Below are 17561 nucleotides of genomic sequence, written 5' to 3' on the forward strand. Positions count from 1 at the left end.
GACTAAAAAGGTTGCACAAAGAAACGAAAGGAACCTCTCCCATGGCCTATCAGCTCTCCTCTTATCGCCGCTTTCCCGCCGCTTTCGCAATCGTCGCCGCTTCGGCGCTGGCCTTCACCGGCCTGATGGCGACCGCAAGCCCCGCTTACGCCCAGTCGGGTAGCGATTATCGCTGCGCCGGTCTGGCCGAACAGGCCCATGTCGCCGCCGGCGGCGTCGAAGGTGCCAAGCAGTCGAGCGCCAAGCGCTTTGTTTCGACCGGCAAGAAGCTGTGCGAAGCGGGCAACGAACGCGCCGCCGCCAAGCAGTTCCGAGCCGCGCTGAAGATCGCCGGCGTCGCCGAAGTCGAAACCGACAGCCAGATGGCGTCGCGCTAAGACAGACTGACACCAATCTCCGGACCGTCCTCTCCCTCTCCCCGACGGATCCACATAACTGGGGCGGCACTCGATACGAGGCCGCCCCATTTGTTTGTGCGCGGCGCATGGTTTAGGGTGATGTCCGTCATGTCCGGCAAGAAACCCCGCCGCGAAACGCCCGCCGATCGTTCGGCCGCCAAGGCTGCGATACCGCTATGCCGGTACGAAGAACTGGCGATGCGTGAGAATCGCCTGCGGCGCGCGAACGCCGCAAAGCGCGAAGTGGACCACTAGCTCGCGCGGGCGTCAGCCTTGCGGAATGCCCTTCATATTCGGCAGGTGATGCGCGATGCCCTTATGGCAATCGATGCAGGTTTTCTGGCCCGTACCGAGATAGAGCTGATGGATCTGTCCGGCGCGCGGTGACTGGCGGGTGAGGTCCATCGAATCATATTGATGGCAGTTGCGGCATTCGAGCGAGTCATTCGCCTTCAGCCGCGCCCATTCATGCTTGGCGAGCTCGAGCCTTTTGTCGAGGAACTTCTCGCGCGATTCGATCGATCCGAAAATCTTGCCCCACACCTCCTTCGACGCCTGCATCTTGCGGCCCATCTTGTCGGTCCAGTTATGCGGGACATGGCAGTCCGAACAGACCGCGCGCACGCCCGAGCGGTTGTTGTAGTGGATCGTCGTCTTCAGCTCGGCGAACACATTGTCGTTCATTTCGTGGCAGCTGGTGCAGAATTGCTCGGTATTGGTCGCCTCCATCGCGGTATTGAAACCGCCCCAGAATATGATGCCGGCAATGAAGCCGCCGAGCGTCAGGAACCCCATGCTGAAGTGGAGGCTCGGCCGCCACACCGTCGTCCAGAAGGGTTTGATCCAGCCCCAGACGCGCAGCCAAATCGTGCGAAGCCGCCCCCCGATCATGGCTTCTCCTCCTTCGCCAATGTGGTGTTGAGCCCCTCGTACCGGTTCCCGACCAAAGGTTCGGCGTCGGTCTGGACGACATGGCATTGAACGCAGAAATAGCGGCGCGACGAGATTTGCTCGAGGACCTTGCCGTCGCGCGTCAGATAATGCGCGTCGCTGACCGGCGGCGCCTGGAATTTTTTCGCGGCCGACCGCGTGTGGCAGAGCATGCAGCGGTTGGTGTTCACGGTGAGCTGATAATTGTCGATCGCGTGCGGGATCGTCGGTGGCTGCATCTCGTAGTTGACCGGGCGGATGCGGTCGAAATTCTCGACGCGCGCCATCGGCAGCGGCGAGGCTTCCTGGTCGATCGGGACGCCGCGGCGCATCGCGTCGATCTGTCCCGCCGCGGTGATGACGATCGGCGCGTCGGGCGCCTTGCGCGGCGTTTCCTCATGCTTCGATCCGCATGCGGCGAGGCTTGCGGCGGCGATCAGCGGCAGCAACGCGCGCAAGAGCAGCCCCTTCATGCCATTACCACCTTCACCGCGCATTTCTTGAAATCGGTCTGCTTGGAGATCGGGCAGGTCGCGTCGAGCGTCGTCTTGTTGATCAGCTGCGCGGCGTCGAACCAGGGGACGAAGACCAGCCCCACCGGCACCCGGTTGCGCCCGCGCGTCTCGACCCGGCTGCGCATCTCGCCGCGGCGCGAGATCACCTTCACTTCGTCGCCGCGTTTCAGCCCGCGCGCCTTGGCGTCGTCGGGGTTCATGAACACGACCGCCGAGGGGAAGGCCTTGTAGAGTTCGGGGACGCGCATCGTCATCGACCCCGAATGCCAATGTTCGAGCACGCGCCCGGTCGCGAGCCACAGATCATAGTTGGCGTCGGGCACCTCGGCGGGCGGTTCGTAGGGCAGCGCCCAGATCACCGCGCGCCCATCCTTGTTGCCATAGAATTGCCAGTCGGTTCCCGGCTTCACATAGGGATCGCTACCTTCCTTGTAGCGCCAGCGCGTCTCCTTGCCGTTCACCACCGGCCAGCGCAGTCCGCGTGCCTTGTGGTAATCGTCGAACGGCGCGAGATCGTGGCCGTGGCCGCGCCCGAACTCGGCATATTCCTCGAACAATCCCTTTTGGGGGTAGAAGCCGAAGGCCGCGGCCTCGTCATTGGCATAACCCGCCTCGACCTCGCCCGGTGCGAAGCGGTCGACCTTGCCGTTGCGATAGAGCACCTCGAACAAAGTCTTGCCCTTATACCCCGGGTTGGCGGCGAGCAGGTCGGCAGGCCAGCATTCGTCGGTGGTGAAGCGTTTGGAAAATTCCATGAGCTGCCACAGGTCCGACCGCGCCTCGCCCGGTGCCTTCACCAGCTGATGCCAGAACTGCGTGCGCCGCTCGGCATTGCCGTATGCGCCTTCCTTTTCGACCCACATCGCGGTCGGCAGGATCAGGTCGGCCGCCTGCGCGGTGACCGTCGGATAGGGGTCGGAGACGACGATGAAATTGTCGGGGTTGCGATAGCCCGGATAGCCCTCATTCTCGAGGTTCGCCGCCGCTTGCATATTGTTGTTCGCCATCACCCAATAGGCGTTGAGCTTGCCGTCCTTCAGCATCCGGTTCTGTTCGACGATATGATAGCCGACCTTGTCGACGATCAGCCCGTCGGGGAGTTTCCAGATTTCCTCGGCATGCTTGCGGTGCTCGGGGTCGGTGACGACCAGGTCGGCGGGCAGGCGGTGCGAGAAGGTGCCGACCTCGCGCGCGGTGCCGCACGCCGACGGCTGGCCGGTGAGCGAGAAGGGGCTGTTGCCCGGGGTCGCGATCTTTCCGGTCAAAAGGTGGATATTATAGACCATATTATTGGCCCAGGTGCCGCGCGTGTGCTGGTTGAAGCCCATCGTCCACAGCGACATCACCTTGACCTTGGGGTCGGCGTAAAGTTCGGCGAGGTGCTTGAGCCAGCCCTTCTCGACCCCGCTGAGTTCGGCGGCATAATCGAGCGTATAGGGTTCGACGAACGCCTTGAACGCATCGAAGTCGATCGGGGTGCTCCCCGTCGGGTCCTTCGCATTCTTGGCCTTCAATTCGAGCGGATTGTCGGGGCGGAGGCCATAGCCGATGTCGTCGTTGCCGCGCTTGAAGCTCACATGCTTGGCCACGAAATCCTCGTTGACGCGGCCGGTCTGGATGATGTGGTTCGCGATGTAATTGAGGATTGCGAGGTCGGTCTGCGGCTTGAAGATGATCGGGATGTCGGCAAGATCGAAGCTGCGATGTTCGAAGGTCGAAAGCACCGCGACCTTCACATGATCGTGCGACAGCCGCCGGTCGGTGACGCGCGTCCACAGGATCGGGTGCATCTCCGCCATGTTCGAGCCCCAGAGCACAAAGGCATCGGCGGCTTCGAAATCATCATAGCAGCCCATCGGCTCGTCCATGCCGAACGTCCGCATGAAGCCGGTGACCGCCGAGGCCATGCAGTGGCGCGCATTGGGATCGATATGGTTCGACCGGAACCCCGCCTTCATCAGCTTGTTCGCGGCATAGCCTTCCCAGATCGTCCACTGGCCCGATCCCGCCATGCCGATCCCGGTGCCGCCCTTCGCCTTCAGCACGCGCTTGAACTGCGCCGCCATCACGTCGAACGCCTCGTCCCAGCTCACGGGCTCGAAGTCGCCGTCCTTGGCGAACTGCCCGTCCTTCTTGCGCAGCAACGGCGTCGTCAGCCGGTCGTTGCCGTACATGATCTTGGAAAGGAAATAGCCCTTCACACAGTTAAGCCCGCGATTGACCTCGGCATCGGCGTCGCCGTGCGTCGCGACGACGCGCCCCGCCTGTACCGCGACCTGCACCCCGCACCCGGTGCCGCAGAAACGGCACGGCGCCTTCGACCATTTGACGCCGGTCGGCGCGGCGGTCGCCGCCGTTTCGGCAAAGCTGGCGGGAACCGCGATGCCGGCGGCCGATGCCGCGGCCCCCACCGCGCTGGCCCGGATGAAATCACGGCGCGTCGTCATAAACGGCTCCCCTGTTCGGCGCTGGGTTGGACGATGTCGCCGAGCGCGCTGCGCGGTTCGGCATGATGATAGACAAGGCTGACGCCGACGACGCCGGGGGTCGCCTGGACGGCATCCATGCAGGCGAGCAGTTCGCGGGTGCCGCCGCATTCGTGGAGCAGGATGCAGCGGCCCGCGTCGCGCGCGGCGATCTCGGCGCCGGGAGTTTCCGCGACGAGATGTTCGATTGCGGCGAGCGCATCGGAGCAGTGGTGGACGATGAAGCTCGCGATATGGACCTCGTCATCCATCGGCCGCCTCCGGCGCTGACAAAGTGATGGCCGAAACGGGGCACACGCCGACGCACGCGCCGCAACCGGTGCAGCGCGCGGCGTCGAGTTCGACGTGCGCGCCGCCCAGCACCGGGCGAAAACCGATCGCGGCCTCGCCGCAGGCGTCGCGGCAGCTGAAACAGGTGACGCCGCTCTTCGCGAGGCAGCTCGGCGCGATATCCGCATTGATCGTCCACGGCCCGGCAAGCGCGCCGTCGAGGGCGCCCGTGTCGCACGCTTCGACGCATTTCTCGCAAAACAGGCATTCGCCGCGCTGGGGGTCGAAAAGCGGGTATCCGCCGTCGCCGCGGTCCAGCACCTGTTCGGGGCAGGCGGCAATGCAATCGTCGCAGCTTGTGCAGAGATCGAGAAAAAGCGCTTCGGTGACGGCCCAGGGCGGCCGCAGCGGCGATGGCCGAGAAGGTTTCCCGCGCAGAAAGGCGCGGCGTTCGGGCGAGAATGTCGCCGTCCCCGTCATACCCCCGGCGGACCGTTCAGCAGCTGCCACATCCAGACCATGAAGCCATAGGCAGCCACCGTAATCACCGCGAGTACCGGAAACAGTACCACGGTCATAAAGAGGAAGAGACGCAGTTCCCTTTTTCTCGTCCCCGTATCAGCACCTTGCTTCATCGACGGTTCCCCCGTTCAATTGCGCCAGCTGTTCTATGGATTTAACAGACGATTACGCGTTTGACCATGCCGGTGCAGGTAAGCGGGGGCGTTTTTTGGTCCCCGCGTGCCGTCAGCACGATCTCGATCGACACTTGTTATGATCTGGAACGGATCGAGCGCGTTACGGAGGTTTTCGGACTGAAAGGGCAGGCCTCGGCGCCGTCGCTTTCGTAAAGATCATTTCGATGATAGTTTATGGAAGCCGCTCGCAAGTCTAAACCCTTGCCGATTGTGCGGGATAGGTCCGCAATGACCCGAGTTCGTGCCGGGCTCGGTCGAGGGAGCAAAGCCGATGATAAAGCCGCTGGTTGCTGCCGCCGTCCTGACGGCGTTCGCTGTCCCTTCGCTGGCACAGGCCCCGATCCGCACCGAACGCGTGCAGTTCGCCAAGGGAGCCTCCTCCAAGACGATCAAGGCGTCGATCAAGGGGTATCAGACGGTCGACTATGCGCTGGGCGTGCGGGCCGGCCAGACGATGACCGTCTCGCTGACGACGAGCAATGCCTCGGCCTATTTCAACATCATCGCGCCGGGTGCCGACGCCGCGCTCTTCACCGGCTCGATCGACGGCAATCGCGCCAGCGTCCAGATCCCGTCGAGCGGCGATTACAAGGTGCGCGTCTACCTCATGCGCAATGCCGCGCGCCGGAACGAGACCGCCAATTACACGCTGACCATCGGTGTGAGGTGATCGTCTTTCGCGCGCTCGCGGCGCCCTATGCGCTGCGGTGCCCGATCGCGCTGCTTCGCGTTTGAAAGCGAAATTATTGGCATTGCATCTCATTCCCTTTGGTTTTGTGACTTTGTCGCTGCTTCTTCCTGCGAGCGCATTTGCGCAGGGCGCCCGGTCGAGCTCGCCCGTCGAACTGGCGCGGCAGGCCGAGCGGCTGAAACCGGGCGAATGGGTATGGGCGCCGAAGCCTTTCGCAAGGCTGTGCTGGGCGCGATCGTGCCGGGGACGACGATGCTGGTGACACAGGCGTCGGTGCTGCCCGCGAACGGCGGCAAGCTGACCGTGCTGGCGAGCCAGGCGGCAAAATGACCCGTGCATCGCGCGTCGCCGGCGTCGTGCTGGCCTTGCTGGCGATGCAGCCCGTGCAGGCAGCGCCCGCGCCCGTGCCGCCACCGCCCGATCAGCCGGTGATCGATTGCGCGCGCCCCGTTTATGCGATCGACACGATGATCTGCGACGACCGCGACCTCGGCGCGGCAAATGCGGAAGTGGACGGCCTTTTGGCGGGGCTGTCGTTCGCGGGGCTCGATCCCGGCTGGATCGAGCCACAGGCGGACTGGGTGCGCCGCCGCGCGCTCTGCGCGTTCCAGCCCGACGGGCGCGCCTGCGTCGCCGATGCGTTTGCCGAACGCCTTGCCATATTGCGGGCGTTGCGCGGGGCGGGCGGGGCGACTGCAACATGGGCACGGTGCCGCAGCACGAACTTGCCCGAAGAGGTGGCGGTGGAGCGGCGCCCGCCCGCGGTCCTCTTGCGCGGCGCAGGCGGAGGCGTCCGTGTGGTCGCCGTGGCGCCGGGGATGTCGTCGTGGCGGCCCTTTGTCGCGATCGAACGCGACACCGGCCGGCAGCTTGTGATGAAAGCGAAGGCCGCGCGGATCAGCTGCAAAATCGCCGCGGCGGTACGATAGGCAAAGACGAGTTTTACCGCCCCTATTTTATGCGGGCCAATGTCCTGCGCCTATTTCGCGTCGGTCCGGCGGTAGCGGAACTACCCGAACTTATGTGCAGCCAGCTAAAATAGGCGGTCGGCTTGTGTGCGTGCGCGCGCGGCGCTTTGACGATTGCAGTCAATTTTGCAAACGCGATTCATTATCAATATAGTTGCGATCAATTCTCAATATCGTTAGGTGCGGCGCGAATCATCGAAAAGGGGTAAAGATGGCGCGTTCCGGTATCGGCCTTCCAGTCGCTATAGCTTTGTGTTTCCCGGCGGTTTCCGCCAGCGCGCAGGAGGCGGACGCGCAAGGTGCGTCGATGCGCCGCGCCGATATCGTCGTCACCGGAAACCGCGCCCACGACAGCGCGATCGCGTCGAAGGCCGACATCCCGGTGCTCGAAACATCGCAGGCGATCTCGATCCTGCCCGAGCAGCTGCTGGAGGATCAGGGCGTGCGCCGGCTGGGCGATGCGTTGTTCAACGTCGCCGGGGTGTCGCGCAACAACACCTACGGCTTTTTCGACGGCTTCAATATTCGTGGCTTCAACGCCTCGACGGGCGCGACCTATCTCGACGGGCTGCTCGACGACACCGGCTATGGGACATCGGAAATGGCAGCGCTCGAACGCGTCGAGGTGGTCAAGGGGCCGGCGTCGGGGCTGTTCGGGCAGGGTCCCTTGTCGGGCATCGTCAACCTCGTCAGCAAGCGGCCGCGCGACGAGGCGTTCCTCGACATGTCGATCGCCGGCGGATCCTATGAGCTGTTCGAAATGCAGGTCGACGGCAACGCGCCGCTCGTCGCCGACGGCAGCCTGCTCGCGCGGTTGACCGCAGTCTATCGCGACCAGGATTTCTTTGTCGACTATTCGGGGCAACGGCGGATTTTCCTCGCCCCCTCGCTGACGTGGAAGCCGGGCCCCGACACCAGCATCACCCTGCTCGGCCGTTACGTCGACGACAAGATCAACCCCTGGTCGCCGACGACCGCTTATGGCACCGCGCTACCCAATCCGAACGGGCCGGTTTCGATCAAGCGTTCGATCAATGACGGAAAATATCCGGCGGTGCAGGACAATGATTACTGGAGCGTCGGCTATGTCGCCGATCACAAGTTCAGCGATGCGATCGCGGTCCATCAGTCGCTGCGCTATCAGGATTTCCATAACAGCTGGGACAATTGGCTGTTCGTCAGCAGCATCTCGCCCGATTTCCGCTCGGTCGGCCGTTTCTATTACGGACCGTTCGAGGAGAATGGCGAATATTTCCGCGTCGACACCAACCTCAGCCTGCGTTTCGCGACCGGGCCGCTCAGCCATTATGTGCTGGCGGGGCTCGATTATGGGCATCGCGACAGCGACCAGACCAATCTCTTCGATCCGGGCCCCTATTGGCTCGACCTTTATAATCCGGTTTACGGCACGGTCAGCGCGCCCAATCCCGCGGTGCCCGGCACGACCTATGCCAGCGTCACCAAGCAGCGCGGATTCTATCTTCAGGATCATATCAAGGTCGGCGAGCGGCTGACGGTCACGCTCGGCGGGCGCTGGGACCGGGCGTCGAGCGCGATCACCAACAATGGTGCCGCGAACCCCAAGGTGGTCGACACCGCCTTCAGCCCGCGCGCCGGCGCGACGCTGATGCTGGGCGACGCGGTGTCGCTCTATGCGAACTATGCCAAATCGTTCAATCCGCAGGGCAGCTACCGCGCGTCCGACGGATCGACGTTGCCGCCCGAACGCGGCGTCAATTACGAGACCGGGATCAAGGTGGCGCGCCCCGACGGATCGCTGCGCGCGATGGCGACGCTGTTCGAACTGACCCGCACCAACGTCGCGACCGCCGACCTCTCGCCCACCGCGCCGCCGAACACCTATGTGCTGACCGGCGAACAGCGGACGCGCGGGATCGAGCTGGAGGGCGGCTGGCGCCCGCTGCCCGGGGTCGAGCTGACCGCCGCGTATAGCTATCTCGATGCGAAGGTCACCGCCGACTCCCGGCTGCTCGTCGGCGCGCGCCTGTCGAGCGTGCCGCGCCACATCGTCAACCTGTGGGGCCGCTACACGATCCAGCAGGGGCCGCTCGCCAATCTCGGCGCGGGGCTGGGGCTGCACCATGAAAGCAACCGGCCGGCGAGCACCGCTTCGGCAACCTCGACGCCCTTCTATCTCGATGGTTACATGCTGGTCGATGCGGCGCTCTTCTATCGCTTCGACGACTGGTCGGTGCAGGCGAATATCCGCAACATCTTCAACGAGCGCTATTTCCCGACCGCTTCGCTGACCCGTACGACCCCCGGCGAGCCGCGCACTTTCATGATCAGCCTCGCGCGACGGTTCTGAGCGATGGCGACCAAGGCATCTCGGGCCAAGGGCGCCAGCCGCTGGAATGTGGCAGGGCGCGCGCTCGCGGCGATCCCCGCCAATTATGTGCTGACCTCGCTCGCCATTGCGTGCCTCGCGCGACTGCTTCCGATGCGGCCCGAGGAAGCAAGTGTCGCGGCGACGCTCTTTTCCTTCGCGCTGTTCGCTGTGCTCGCGCTGACCGCCTTCGCGGTGCGCTCGGTCGCGCGGCTCTGGCTGGGGATGATCGGGGCAGGGCTTCTCCTCGGCGGCGGGCTCTGGCTCTCGATCGCGACGGGGGGACGGCTATGAAGGAGGGGCTCCGCCAATCGATGGCCTGGCTCCACACCTGGACGGGGCTGCTGCTGGGCTGGCTGCTCTTCGCCATGTTCGCGACCGGCACCGCGGCCTATTTTCAGGACGAGATCACCCGCTGGATGCAGCCCGAGGTTATGGGGCGCCCCGATCCGGTTGTCGCGGCCGAGGGGGCGGTGCGTTTCCTCCAGACGACGGCGCCCGACGCCAAACGCTGGTTCATCACGCCGCCGAACAGCCGGAGCGCGACGACGCAGGTGTTCTGGCAGCCCGATGGCGACCGCCCGCGCGGCAGCCGCCGCGACACGAGCGCGACGCTCGACGGGCAGGGCCAGAAAATCGAGGCGCGCGAGACGCGCGGCGGGACCTTCCTCTACCGCTTCCACTTCGACCTCCATTATCTGCCGGTGATCTGGGCGCGCTATCTGGTCGGCATCGCGGCGATGTTCATGCTCGTCGCGATCCTGTCGGGGGTGATAACGCACAAGAAGATCTTCGCCGATTTCTTCATGCTCCGCTTTGGCAAGGGTCAGCGCAGCTGGCTCGACGCGCATAATGTGACCGCGGTGCTGGCTTTGCCCTTTCACCTGATGATCACCTTCACCGGGCTGGTCACACTCGCAACGCTCTATATGCCGTGGGGAATCGCCGCCAATTATGCGAGCCCCGACAGCTTTTTCGACACCGTCTTCGCGCAGTCCGAAGAGGTCGGACGCAGCGGGAAGCCCGTGCCGCTTGCGCCCGTCGGGGCGATGATGCGCACGGCGTCGGCCGAATGGCATGGCGCGGGGGTCGGCTTTCTGAGCGTGTCGAACCCCGGCGATGCGACGGCGACGGTCTCGCTGACCCGCGCGCCCGAGGATGCGATCGGTTCGCGCGGGCCGCAGCTGACGCTCGACGGCACCACCGGCCGGCGGCTCGACGCGAGCGTGTCCAAAGGCGCGGCGCTCGAAACCGAAAGCGTGATGATCGGACTCCACGCCGGACGGTTCGCCGAATGGGGTCTGCGCTGGCTTTATTTCCTGTCGGGGGTCGGCGGCACGATCATGGTCGGCAGCGGCCTGGTGCTGTGGACCGTCAAGCGCCGCGCGCGGCTTCCCGATCCTGAACGGCCGCATTTCGGCTTTCGCCTGGTCGAGCGGCTGAACGTCGCGGCGATCGCGGGGCTGGGGTCGGGGCTCGCGACCTATTTCCTCGCCAATCGCCTTCTGCCGCTGCGCATGGAGGCGCGCGCCGACTGGGAAGTCCACGGCCTGTTCCTCATCTGGGGGGCGGTGCTGATCTGGGCGCTGGTTCGCCCGGCGCGACGTGCTTGGATCGAAGCGCTTGCCCTCGCGGCGCTGTTGTTCGCGGCGGTTCCGTTCGTCAACGCGCTGACGACGCCGCGCAACCTGTTCGCGAGCCTTGCGGCGGGCGACTGGCTGTTCGTCGCCTTCGACGCCGTCATGCTGCTGCTCGCAGCGGGTTTTGGCTGGGCCGCGCGCAAGGCGGCGCGTCCGCGATCCGTGCGTGCCCCGCGCCGGGCAGCGCAAGCGTCTGACACGGTAGCGGCAGCATGATCCATTTCCTTGCCATCATCCTCGCGCTTTGCGGCTTTGCGCTTCTCGCCATCTCCATGCCGCGGCATCAGGCGAATATGGCGGGGCGCAAGCTGGCGCCCGCCGCAACCCGCCGCGCGCGTGTCAGCGGTTATGCGCTGTTGCTGCTGGTCTTCGTGCTTGACGGGTTTGCGTTCGGCGCTGGCTACGGCGCCGTCGCCTGGTTCGGGCATCTTAGCATCGGTGCATGGAGCGTGGTCGCCTGGCTCTGCATCTGTGTGTGGCGTGCGGATGCCGCTTCGACAAAAAGCGAGAGGTAGTCGCCATTTGATGATCACAGCGCCTTGCGGCTCATCCCTGTTGCAACTGGCCTGACGGAATCGGCTACCTCTGAAGTGCGAGCCGATACGCAATGGAAATGCCAAGGGCGCTACGATTCATCGCTATTATCCCAACCGGCGCTTCGCGTCGCCTGCGTTCAAATTCCCCGTCGAAACGCTCCGCTTCCGGCCTGCCTGAGCGAGAGCGAGGTCCGCTTTTCTCGGGGCAGCGATCCAGACGAGACTGACTGCAGGCGGCCAGCCGCGGTTATCCGCATCGAGATCCAGCACGGTCCCAGCCAGCGATACTTGGCGCGGGTCGGATACGGATGCTGCTGTTCACCCCATCCCTCCGGCGACCGGATGGATTCTCGTCGGCAGGGATGATAGCCAATCTCCGGGAGGGGGCATCATTGGCAAGATGGCGGTATCTTTTCGCGTTGGCACTGCTTGCTGGCCCGAACGCCGCGCATGCCGACCACATCGCCGGATTGTCCGCTGACGGGCAATTGCTTCTGACGGGCGACAGCGCCGGACGTCTGTCGATCCGATCGATCGAAACGGGTGGAGAGGTCGACCATGTCGATGCGGCGCCTCTTCGATGGAGGGGGCTTTCGGCGTCGCCCGACGCGGGGCAGGTTGTGGCGCTGGGTGCCGATGGGCAGGATCGTTTGCGGGTCCTTGTGTGGCGCCGTTCTACAAATTCCGTTCGCGTCTTCGACGCGCCCTTCGCCGATGGCGATCCGTCTCTTGTCGTCGCACCCGTGATATCGCCGGGCGGCGAGACGATGCTGCTTCGGCGCTCGTCGCGAGAACCGGGCTATTTGCTCGATACGGCCGATGGCCGTATTCTGGCAACGATCGGCAAGGTCGGTCCCTCTCCCTTCTCGCCCGACGGCAATTATCTGCTTTCCGAAGCCGAAGACGGCAAGGAGGTGCGGATCCACAATGCCAGGACCGGGATCGAGGAACGGCTCCTGCAAGCGCCCGTGACCATCGGCGCCAGCCAGTTCCTCGATGATGGGGCCATCGTCGTGGCAAGCGACAATTGCGGAATATTGCGTCGCCGCATCGACGGCGAAGCAGAATGGACGCGGATTCGCGAGGCTGATGAGGATTGCGAGTTCAGCGGTTTCGCCGAGGACGGAACCCATGTCGTGACCGCGATCGGCACCGGGTTGGGCACACGGCAGCTATCCGTTCTTTCGCTGGAATCCGGACAGCAGGCCTATGTCGCCGTGGCGAGGCCCTTCGCCCCTGTCGATGTCAATGTGTCTGCCGGCGCGTTGCTTTCCGACGTCGACAACCGCCCTCTGGTCCGGTCGCTTGACGGTCAGCGTACCCTCGAACTGCCGGTTGCGTTCGCCAATTTCGACAATGTCTATCGTTCGCGGCTCGTCGCGCGAGGCCGGCTGCTCGCGATTGGTCGGGAAGGGCCGACCCAGATATTCGATCTGCGTAGCGGAGCGGAGCTTCTCTGCATTGATGCTGAGATCGCCTGCGATGTTGGCCGGCTGCGCGCCGCTTATGAGGTAGCGGTCCGAAGCGGACGCCCCGCCGGTATTGTCGAAATCCTGACGAGTGCGGATGCCACCGAAGAGAGGCTTGGACCCCATTGGGCCGCATCGCGAACCAAACTGGCGGAAGCCTATCTGGCGCTTGGCCGACGCGCCGATGCCCGTTCGATCCTCGAAGCGGCGATTGCCATGCCTAATGCCCAGGGCAGCGCCCGCGCGCGGCTGACGCTGGCGTCAATGTTGAAGGACGACCGGGAACCGGTACGAGCAATGCAGCTGGTAGAGGCACTGCTGGCCGACCTGGAGCGGGCGGGCGCGTCAGCCGCCAGAACCGAACGGGTCTTGCGCTATGATAGGCTTCGCATCGAGCTGGGCCCCGCCGATATCGAGGAGCTCGGGCCCTTCCTCGATCGCATCGTCGCCTCGAAGCATCCGGCGGGCGAGGTCGTCGAGCTTGATGAGGCGCAATATCTCGAACTGAACAGGTTGTCCGATGTGACGAGCCTCACCGAGCTGGAAACGGTCGGTTTCGTGCCCGGGCTGGAAATCACCCGAAGCCGCTTGTCGCTGTTTCGGTTGACGGCCGAAACCGAAGCTCTGCGCGCATCGCTGCTCTTGCAGCGCAGCCGCGGCGAAGAGGCGCTCGACGGCCCGATCGCCGCGCTCGCGGCGCTCGACCGTTTTTCCACGCTCGTCGATAGTATCCTGCCGCTCACGGTGCGGGTCGACCGATTGAACCTGCGCGCGGATATCTTGCGCCGCTTGGGCGATCTGCAGAGCGCTGTTGGCACGCGCCAGCTTGCGCTCAAAGCGCTCGAAAAGTCGGAAACCCCCGATCCGGTCCGCGTCGCCGAAGTCAGCCGGGCTATCGCGGAGGATCGTCTCGCGCTCGGTGCGACGGGCGATGCCGTCGACGATCTTGCCCGCGCGAAGGCCGCATTGCTGGGGAAATTGCCCGACGACTCGCTCGATCTGTTGACGACGATCGGTCTGGCGGCATCGGTTGATCTGGCGCGGCAAAGCCATACACCGATGCTGGAGACCGAAGTGGAGGGCGCAATAGCCGCCGGTCGCAAGCGCCTTGCGTCGCGGCGTTCGCCAGGCGCCGAGGTCGACTATCTGAGCCTCGCGCGGCTGTTCGAGGCCGGGATCGACATCCACTGGGCCAGATCGCGTCTCGCGCCGCTCACGGCGGCGACGAGCAAGCGGGCGGCGAACGCTCCGGTGCTGATAAGCCCCCGGCCCGAGGGATCGATAAGGAGCCTCGAATTTTCCGATGACGGAAGGATGCTCAAAAGCCGGGAATATGCTCGCGAAATTTCGTGGGATGTCGAAGGTGCAACGTTCGCTTCGGCGCGCGAACCAGAATATGGCGACGTCCCTCCCGCGTTCGATCGCAATCTTCCCATCGAGTTCGGCGACGGGCACAGGCGCGCGCGGGTGGGGTTGCAGGCCATATCGATTGAAGATGATCGGACCGGTGCCTCCCGGACCATTCAGATGGGCGGCCTGGTAGAGGCGGCCGCCTTGTCTCCCGACGACGCGAAGATCGCGGTCAGCGGCCTCGACGGAAAGCTCCGCCTCTATTCGACCGAGAGCGGCGCGCTTCTTCATCAGCTTTCGGGGCATAATGGGGCGGTTGTCAGCCTGGCCTGGAGTCCGGATTCCGATCTCCTGGCGAGCGGTTCCGCAGCGGGAGCCATCATCGTCTTTTCCGCTGAAACGGGTGGCGTGGCCGCCAAGCTGAGTGGGGATGCCTCCGCACAAGGTCATAAGGCGAAGATCCGGGCGTTCGGCTTCAGCCCGGACGCACGGAGCCTCTTCACGCTGTCGAGCGCGATTGGCGAGCGCGACGGCAAGGCGTTGCGGCAATGGGACAGCACCACCCGGCGTCTGATCGCACAATATCCCGCGGATCAGGACTCGGCCGTGATGGTTTCGGGTGACGGGCGGCGCGTGGCGGCGCTCGGATCGGACGGTATCGACATATTCCTGACCTCGAATCCCGACATATTGGAGCGCTCGGCGAAAATCCCTGGCGGTACCCGGCTCCGCGACGCGACGATTTCAACGTCCCGCGACGTAGGCATCGTTTCCGGCCTTTTTGACGGCGGCGGCACGGCGGCGTTCGAGATCGGTAGCGGAAAGCTGCTTTGGCGGCAGGACAAGGTCGACGGCGTCCTGCTCGCTGCCGATGCGAACGGTTCGCGCATCGCGGTTGCCGACATCCGCGGCGATGGCACGTTCAGGCTGCTGTCGGCCGACAGCGGGGACGAACTATGTTCAGCGCCGGTGAAGAAAATGACAGTAGCTTCGGGCGAGCCGGTCAGCCCATTTGGTGCGCTGGCCTTTTCCGCCGACGGGTCGGAAGTCGTCGGTTTGGGAATGACCTTTGCACCGGGTAGCCGCGGCGAACCGGCGGTCGCGAATCTTGCCCGATCGACGCGTTGGAGCGCGCAAGATTGCTCGGTCGTCGCAGATTTGGGAGGGAGTGCCGCCGCGCAGGACGAGCTTGCACAGGCTGAAGCCTTTGGCGGCCATGCATCAGCGGTCGCGGGCGTCATCGGAACCACCGAAGACCCCGTCTATGCGGTGCGCTTCTCCCCTGGCGGCAAGCAGGCCTATGCCTTGACCCGGCAGAACCGGCTCTGGCTCTATTTCGCGGGCGGGGTTCGAGCACCTCGGCACCTGGCGACTTTCGTCGCGGGCGTCTCGGGGCTCGCCTTTTCGCCTGACGGCGCGCGCCTGGCTGTATCGAGCGAGAACGGGCTTTGGCTGTGGAACGCCGAAACCGGCGAATTGGAGGGCGAGGTGGGGCGCGAATGACGGGACGGCAGCGTATCTTTTGTCGCCAGACCCCCTGGCAAGGACGGCGCGCGGGCGCGCTGCTGGCGTTAGCCGCGGCAAGCTTCGTGGCGGAAGCGCAGGAACCCGATCCTCACGCGATCGGCAAGGCGTTCGAATATGTCCAGCTGGCGACCCTTTCGGAATCGACGATCAATCTCAACGCAGCGACGGTGCTGGCGTCGCGCGGCGATGGCGAAATTGCCGTGTGGGAAGGCGAACGGCAGGCCGCGCTTGCCGATTTGACGCGCGCCGAACGCGATTTCGAAGACGCGCTTGTCGCGAGGACCGACCCCGCTGTCGGTAAGCAGGCTGCCGAGCGCCGCGCCGCGCTGCTGGTGGACATCGAGGCGATCGAGGCCCGGATTCGCGACCGCGATCCGGCCTATTGGGATCTCCTGCACCCCGAAGCCGTGTCGCTTACCGGATTGCAGCGCCTGCTCAATGCCGACGAGGCTCTGCTTCTGATCGTGACGTTTGAAAAGAAGAGCTACAGCTTTGCGGTCACCTCCAAAAGCGCCGGCTGGTCGCGCGTCGACGGCTATGGATCGCGCGAACTGAAATCGGACGTCGATGCCATTCGGTCGGGGATTCTGGAAGAGATCGACGGTTATGCGGATCGCGGCACCGGCATCGATCTCGAACGCGCGCATCGCATCTATGCCAATCTGGTGGCGCCGGTCGAAAAGGATCTGGGGAGCAGGCGGCGAATCTTCACGGTGACCAGCGGACCGCTTTCAGCCTTGCCCCTCGGCCTCCTCCCCCGAACGCTGGCCCGGGAAGCCCCAGGCGCCGCATGGATGGCGGACGAGCGCGTCATCATGTCGCTTGCAACGGTTTCAATGCTGCGTGCGCAGCGCTGCCTGCTTGTCGACCAAAAGCATCGCCACACGGGCTGCGAGGCAGCTGGCGCGGGACGATCGGCAAGCAAATCACCGGGTTTGCAGGGGGAGGGCTTTCTGGGGGTCGGCAATCCGGCGATCGGGAAGCAAGACGTGCTTTCGGCCCAGCCGGCGAGCGTTCCCGGCGACTGGGCGACCCGCGGGGTCGCCAATCGCGATATGCTGATGGGGATGGCGCCGCTTCCGGGTGCCGCGGCTGAGCTGAAGATGGCCGCGCAATCCTTCGGCCCGGCTCGAAGCCGTCTGTTGATGGGAAGCGAAGCCGATGAGCGGAATGTCCGGGGCGCCTTGCGCGAAAGCCGGCCGCGTTTCATCGCCTTTGCGACCCATGGGCTGCTGGCGTCTCAGGCCGGCGGTCTGGCCGAACCGGGGCTGGTGCTGACCCCGCCGGCCAGCAATGTCCGATCGGACAATGACGGCTTTCTGTCGGCGTCGGAAATCGCGCAATTCCATCTGGCGCGCGCCGCCATCATTCTATCCGCCTGCAACACGGGAACCGAGGAAAGGGGCATCGCCTCGCGTAACCTCAACAGCGTCGCACGGTCGTTCCAGTTCGCCGGCGCGCGCGAGGTTATCGCATCGCATTGGAGCGTCGACGATGAAGCTACAGCGCGGCTGATGGAGATTTTCTTCAGGAAGATCGCCGCCAATCCCTCCCTGTCCGTCCCGGCCGCATTCCAGGAAGCGCAGGGCGAATTGCGGCGCGATCGGCGCTGGGCGTCGCCGGCCTTCTGGGCCTCCTTCTCGACTATCGGCGCCGATAATTGATCGAAGCATCTTGTCCCGTGGCTCGCCGGAAGGCCGCTATGTTCCCATATGCTGACGGGCTGGAACCGGCCA

General features: G+C 64.7%; 17 protein-coding genes. 11 read left to right on the forward strand and 6 right to left on the reverse strand.

All coding sequences use genetic code 11. The features are described 5' to 3' along the window. Positions 1-41: 41 nt before the first annotated feature. Both J2X38_RS02740 and J2X38_RS02745 read left to right on the forward strand, forming a co-directional pair. Positions 42-377 carry a hypothetical protein gene (locus J2X38_RS02740; protein WP_058538889.1) on the forward strand — a complete coding sequence of 112 codons (336 nt, stop codon included), beginning with the start codon at positions 42-44 and terminating at the stop codon, positions 375-377. 120 nt (positions 378-497) lie between these two features. Further along, positions 498-653, forward strand: a complete 156-nt coding sequence (locus tag J2X38_RS02745; RefSeq protein ID WP_310251062.1) for a hypothetical protein — start codon at positions 498-500, stop codon at positions 651-653. Positions 654-665: 12 nt separating this feature from the next. On the opposite strand, the gene J2X38_RS02750 is transcribed toward J2X38_RS02745, so the two are convergent. The 6 genes from J2X38_RS02750 to napE are packed head-to-tail and all read right to left on the reverse strand — an operon-like array spanning position 666 to position 5234. Beyond that, the gene (locus J2X38_RS02750; RefSeq protein WP_310251065.1) at positions 666-1289 is read right to left on the reverse strand and encodes a NapC/NirT family cytochrome c; all 624 of its coding nucleotides are present in this window, start codon (positions 1287-1289) and stop codon (positions 666-668) included. Further along, positions 1286-1801 (reverse strand): nitrate reductase cytochrome c-type subunit, encoded by a 516-nt coding sequence (locus J2X38_RS02755; RefSeq protein WP_310251068.1) that lies wholly within the window; start codon positions 1799-1801, stop codon positions 1286-1288. The genes J2X38_RS02750 and J2X38_RS02755 overlap by 4 nt, the downstream gene beginning before the upstream one ends. Continuing rightward, positions 1798-4290, reverse strand: coding sequence for a periplasmic nitrate reductase subunit alpha (napA, locus tag J2X38_RS02760; protein WP_310251071.1), 2493 nt, complete (start codon positions 4288-4290; stop codon positions 1798-1800). The genes J2X38_RS02755 and napA overlap by 4 nt, the downstream gene beginning before the upstream one ends. Next, positions 4287-4580 (reverse strand): chaperone NapD, encoded by a 294-nt coding sequence (locus J2X38_RS02765; protein WP_310251073.1) that lies wholly within the window; start codon positions 4578-4580, stop codon positions 4287-4289. Before J2X38_RS02765 ends, napA begins: the two co-directional genes overlap by 4 nt. Then, entirely contained in the window at positions 4573-5079 is a 507-nt protein-coding gene (gene napF / locus J2X38_RS02770) for a ferredoxin-type protein NapF (RefSeq protein WP_310251076.1), read from the reverse strand. The genes J2X38_RS02765 and napF overlap by 8 nt, the downstream gene beginning before the upstream one ends. Beyond that, positions 5076-5234, reverse strand: a complete 159-nt coding sequence (napE, locus tag J2X38_RS02775) for a periplasmic nitrate reductase, NapE protein (RefSeq protein WP_082639611.1) — start codon at positions 5232-5234, stop codon at positions 5076-5078. The genes napF and napE overlap by 4 nt, the downstream gene beginning before the upstream one ends. Before the next feature lie 334 nt (positions 5235-5568). On the opposite strand from napE, the gene J2X38_RS02780 reads away from it, so the two are divergent. From J2X38_RS02780 to J2X38_RS02820, 9 genes are all read left to right on the forward strand, one after another. Next, positions 5569-5967, forward strand: a complete 399-nt coding sequence (locus J2X38_RS02780) for a hypothetical protein (RefSeq protein WP_310251079.1) — start codon at positions 5569-5571, stop codon at positions 5965-5967. A 216-nt stretch (positions 5968-6183) separates the two neighbouring features. Beyond that, positions 6184-6318 (forward strand): hypothetical protein, encoded by a 135-nt coding sequence (locus J2X38_RS02785; RefSeq protein WP_310251081.1) that lies wholly within the window; start codon positions 6184-6186, stop codon positions 6316-6318. After that, on the forward strand, positions 6315-6917 hold the full coding sequence (locus J2X38_RS02790) for a hypothetical protein (RefSeq protein WP_310251083.1): 603 nt from the start codon (positions 6315-6317) through the stop codon (positions 6915-6917). Before J2X38_RS02785 ends, J2X38_RS02790 begins: the two co-directional genes overlap by 4 nt. 346 nt (positions 6918-7263) lie before the next feature. Further along, a complete protein-coding gene (locus tag J2X38_RS02795) occupies positions 7264-9285 on the forward strand; it encodes a TonB-dependent siderophore receptor (RefSeq protein ID WP_310251085.1) in 2022 nt (673 codons plus the stop codon). A 3-nt stretch (positions 9286-9288) separates the two neighbouring features. Beyond that, positions 9289-9597, forward strand: coding sequence for a hypothetical protein (locus tag J2X38_RS02800; RefSeq protein WP_310251088.1), 309 nt, complete (start codon positions 9289-9291; stop codon positions 9595-9597). Further along, complete coding sequence (locus J2X38_RS02805) at positions 9594-11159, forward strand: PepSY-associated TM helix domain-containing protein (protein ID WP_310251091.1); 1566 nt, start codon at positions 9594-9596, stop codon at positions 11157-11159. Before J2X38_RS02800 ends, J2X38_RS02805 begins: the two co-directional genes overlap by 4 nt. Further along, entirely contained in the window at positions 11156-11458 is a 303-nt protein-coding gene (locus J2X38_RS02810; protein WP_058538899.1) for a DUF3325 domain-containing protein, read from the forward strand. The genes J2X38_RS02805 and J2X38_RS02810 overlap by 4 nt, the downstream gene beginning before the upstream one ends. Before the next feature lie 329 nt (positions 11459-11787). Continuing rightward, positions 11788-15801, forward strand: a complete 4014-nt coding sequence (locus J2X38_RS02815; protein ID WP_310251094.1) for a WD40 repeat domain-containing protein — start codon at positions 11788-11790, stop codon at positions 15799-15801. Next, complete coding sequence (locus J2X38_RS02820; protein WP_310251097.1) at positions 15798-17489, forward strand: CHAT domain-containing protein; 1692 nt, start codon at positions 15798-15800, stop codon at positions 17487-17489. Before J2X38_RS02815 ends, J2X38_RS02820 begins: the two co-directional genes overlap by 4 nt. Positions 17490-17561: the final 72 nt, after the last annotated feature.

This window comes from Sphingopyxis sp. BE235 (genome assembly GCF_031457175.1).
Classification (GTDB): Bacteria; Pseudomonadota; Alphaproteobacteria; order Sphingomonadales; family Sphingomonadaceae; genus Sphingopyxis.

What these genes read in the sequence shown, in the direction of transcription:
- J2X38_RS02805 (WP_310251091.1), top strand. Translation starts at nt 9,594, where the DNA reads ATGAAGGAGGGGCTCCGCCAATCGATGGCCTGGCTCCACACCTGGACG.
- napE (WP_082639611.1), bottom strand. Translation starts at nt 5,234, where the DNA reads ATGAAGCAAGGTGCTGATACGGGGACGAGAAAAAGGGAACTGCGTCTC.
- J2X38_RS02740 (WP_058538889.1), top strand. Translation starts at nt 42, where the DNA reads ATGGCCTATCAGCTCTCCTCTTATCGCCGCTTTCCCGCCGCTTTCGCA.
- J2X38_RS02795 (WP_310251085.1), top strand. Translation starts at nt 7,264, where the DNA reads ATGCGCCGCGCCGATATCGTCGTCACCGGAAACCGCGCCCACGACAGC.
- J2X38_RS02800 (WP_310251088.1), top strand. Translation starts at nt 9,289, where the DNA reads ATGGCGACCAAGGCATCTCGGGCCAAGGGCGCCAGCCGCTGGAATGTG.
- J2X38_RS02780 (WP_310251079.1), top strand. Translation starts at nt 5,569, where the DNA reads ATGATAAAGCCGCTGGTTGCTGCCGCCGTCCTGACGGCGTTCGCTGTC.
- J2X38_RS02750 (WP_310251065.1), bottom strand. Translation starts at nt 1,289, where the DNA reads ATGATCGGGGGGCGGCTTCGCACGATTTGGCTGCGCGTCTGGGGCTGG.
- napA (WP_310251071.1), bottom strand. Translation starts at nt 4,290, where the DNA reads ATGACGACGCGCCGTGATTTCATCCGGGCCAGCGCGGTGGGGGCCGCG.
- J2X38_RS02745 (WP_310251062.1), top strand. Translation starts at nt 498, where the DNA reads ATGTCCGTCATGTCCGGCAAGAAACCCCGCCGCGAAACGCCCGCCGAT.
- napF (WP_310251076.1), bottom strand. Translation starts at nt 5,079, where the DNA reads ATGACGGGGACGGCGACATTCTCGCCCGAACGCCGCGCCTTTCTGCGC.
- J2X38_RS02765 (WP_310251073.1), bottom strand. Translation starts at nt 4,580, where the DNA reads ATGGATGACGAGGTCCATATCGCGAGCTTCATCGTCCACCACTGCTCC.
- J2X38_RS02785 (WP_310251081.1), top strand. Translation starts at nt 6,184, where the DNA reads ATGGGCGCCGAAGCCTTTCGCAAGGCTGTGCTGGGCGCGATCGTGCCG.
- J2X38_RS02755 (WP_310251068.1), bottom strand. Translation starts at nt 1,801, where the DNA reads ATGAAGGGGCTGCTCTTGCGCGCGTTGCTGCCGCTGATCGCCGCCGCA.
- J2X38_RS02820 (WP_310251097.1), top strand. Translation starts at nt 15,798, where the DNA reads ATGACGGGACGGCAGCGTATCTTTTGTCGCCAGACCCCCTGGCAAGGA.
- J2X38_RS02790 (WP_310251083.1), top strand. Translation starts at nt 6,315, where the DNA reads ATGACCCGTGCATCGCGCGTCGCCGGCGTCGTGCTGGCCTTGCTGGCG.
- J2X38_RS02815 (WP_310251094.1), top strand. Translation starts at nt 11,788, where the DNA reads ATGCTGCTGTTCACCCCATCCCTCCGGCGACCGGATGGATTCTCGTCG.
- J2X38_RS02810 (WP_058538899.1), top strand. Translation starts at nt 11,156, where the DNA reads ATGATCCATTTCCTTGCCATCATCCTCGCGCTTTGCGGCTTTGCGCTT.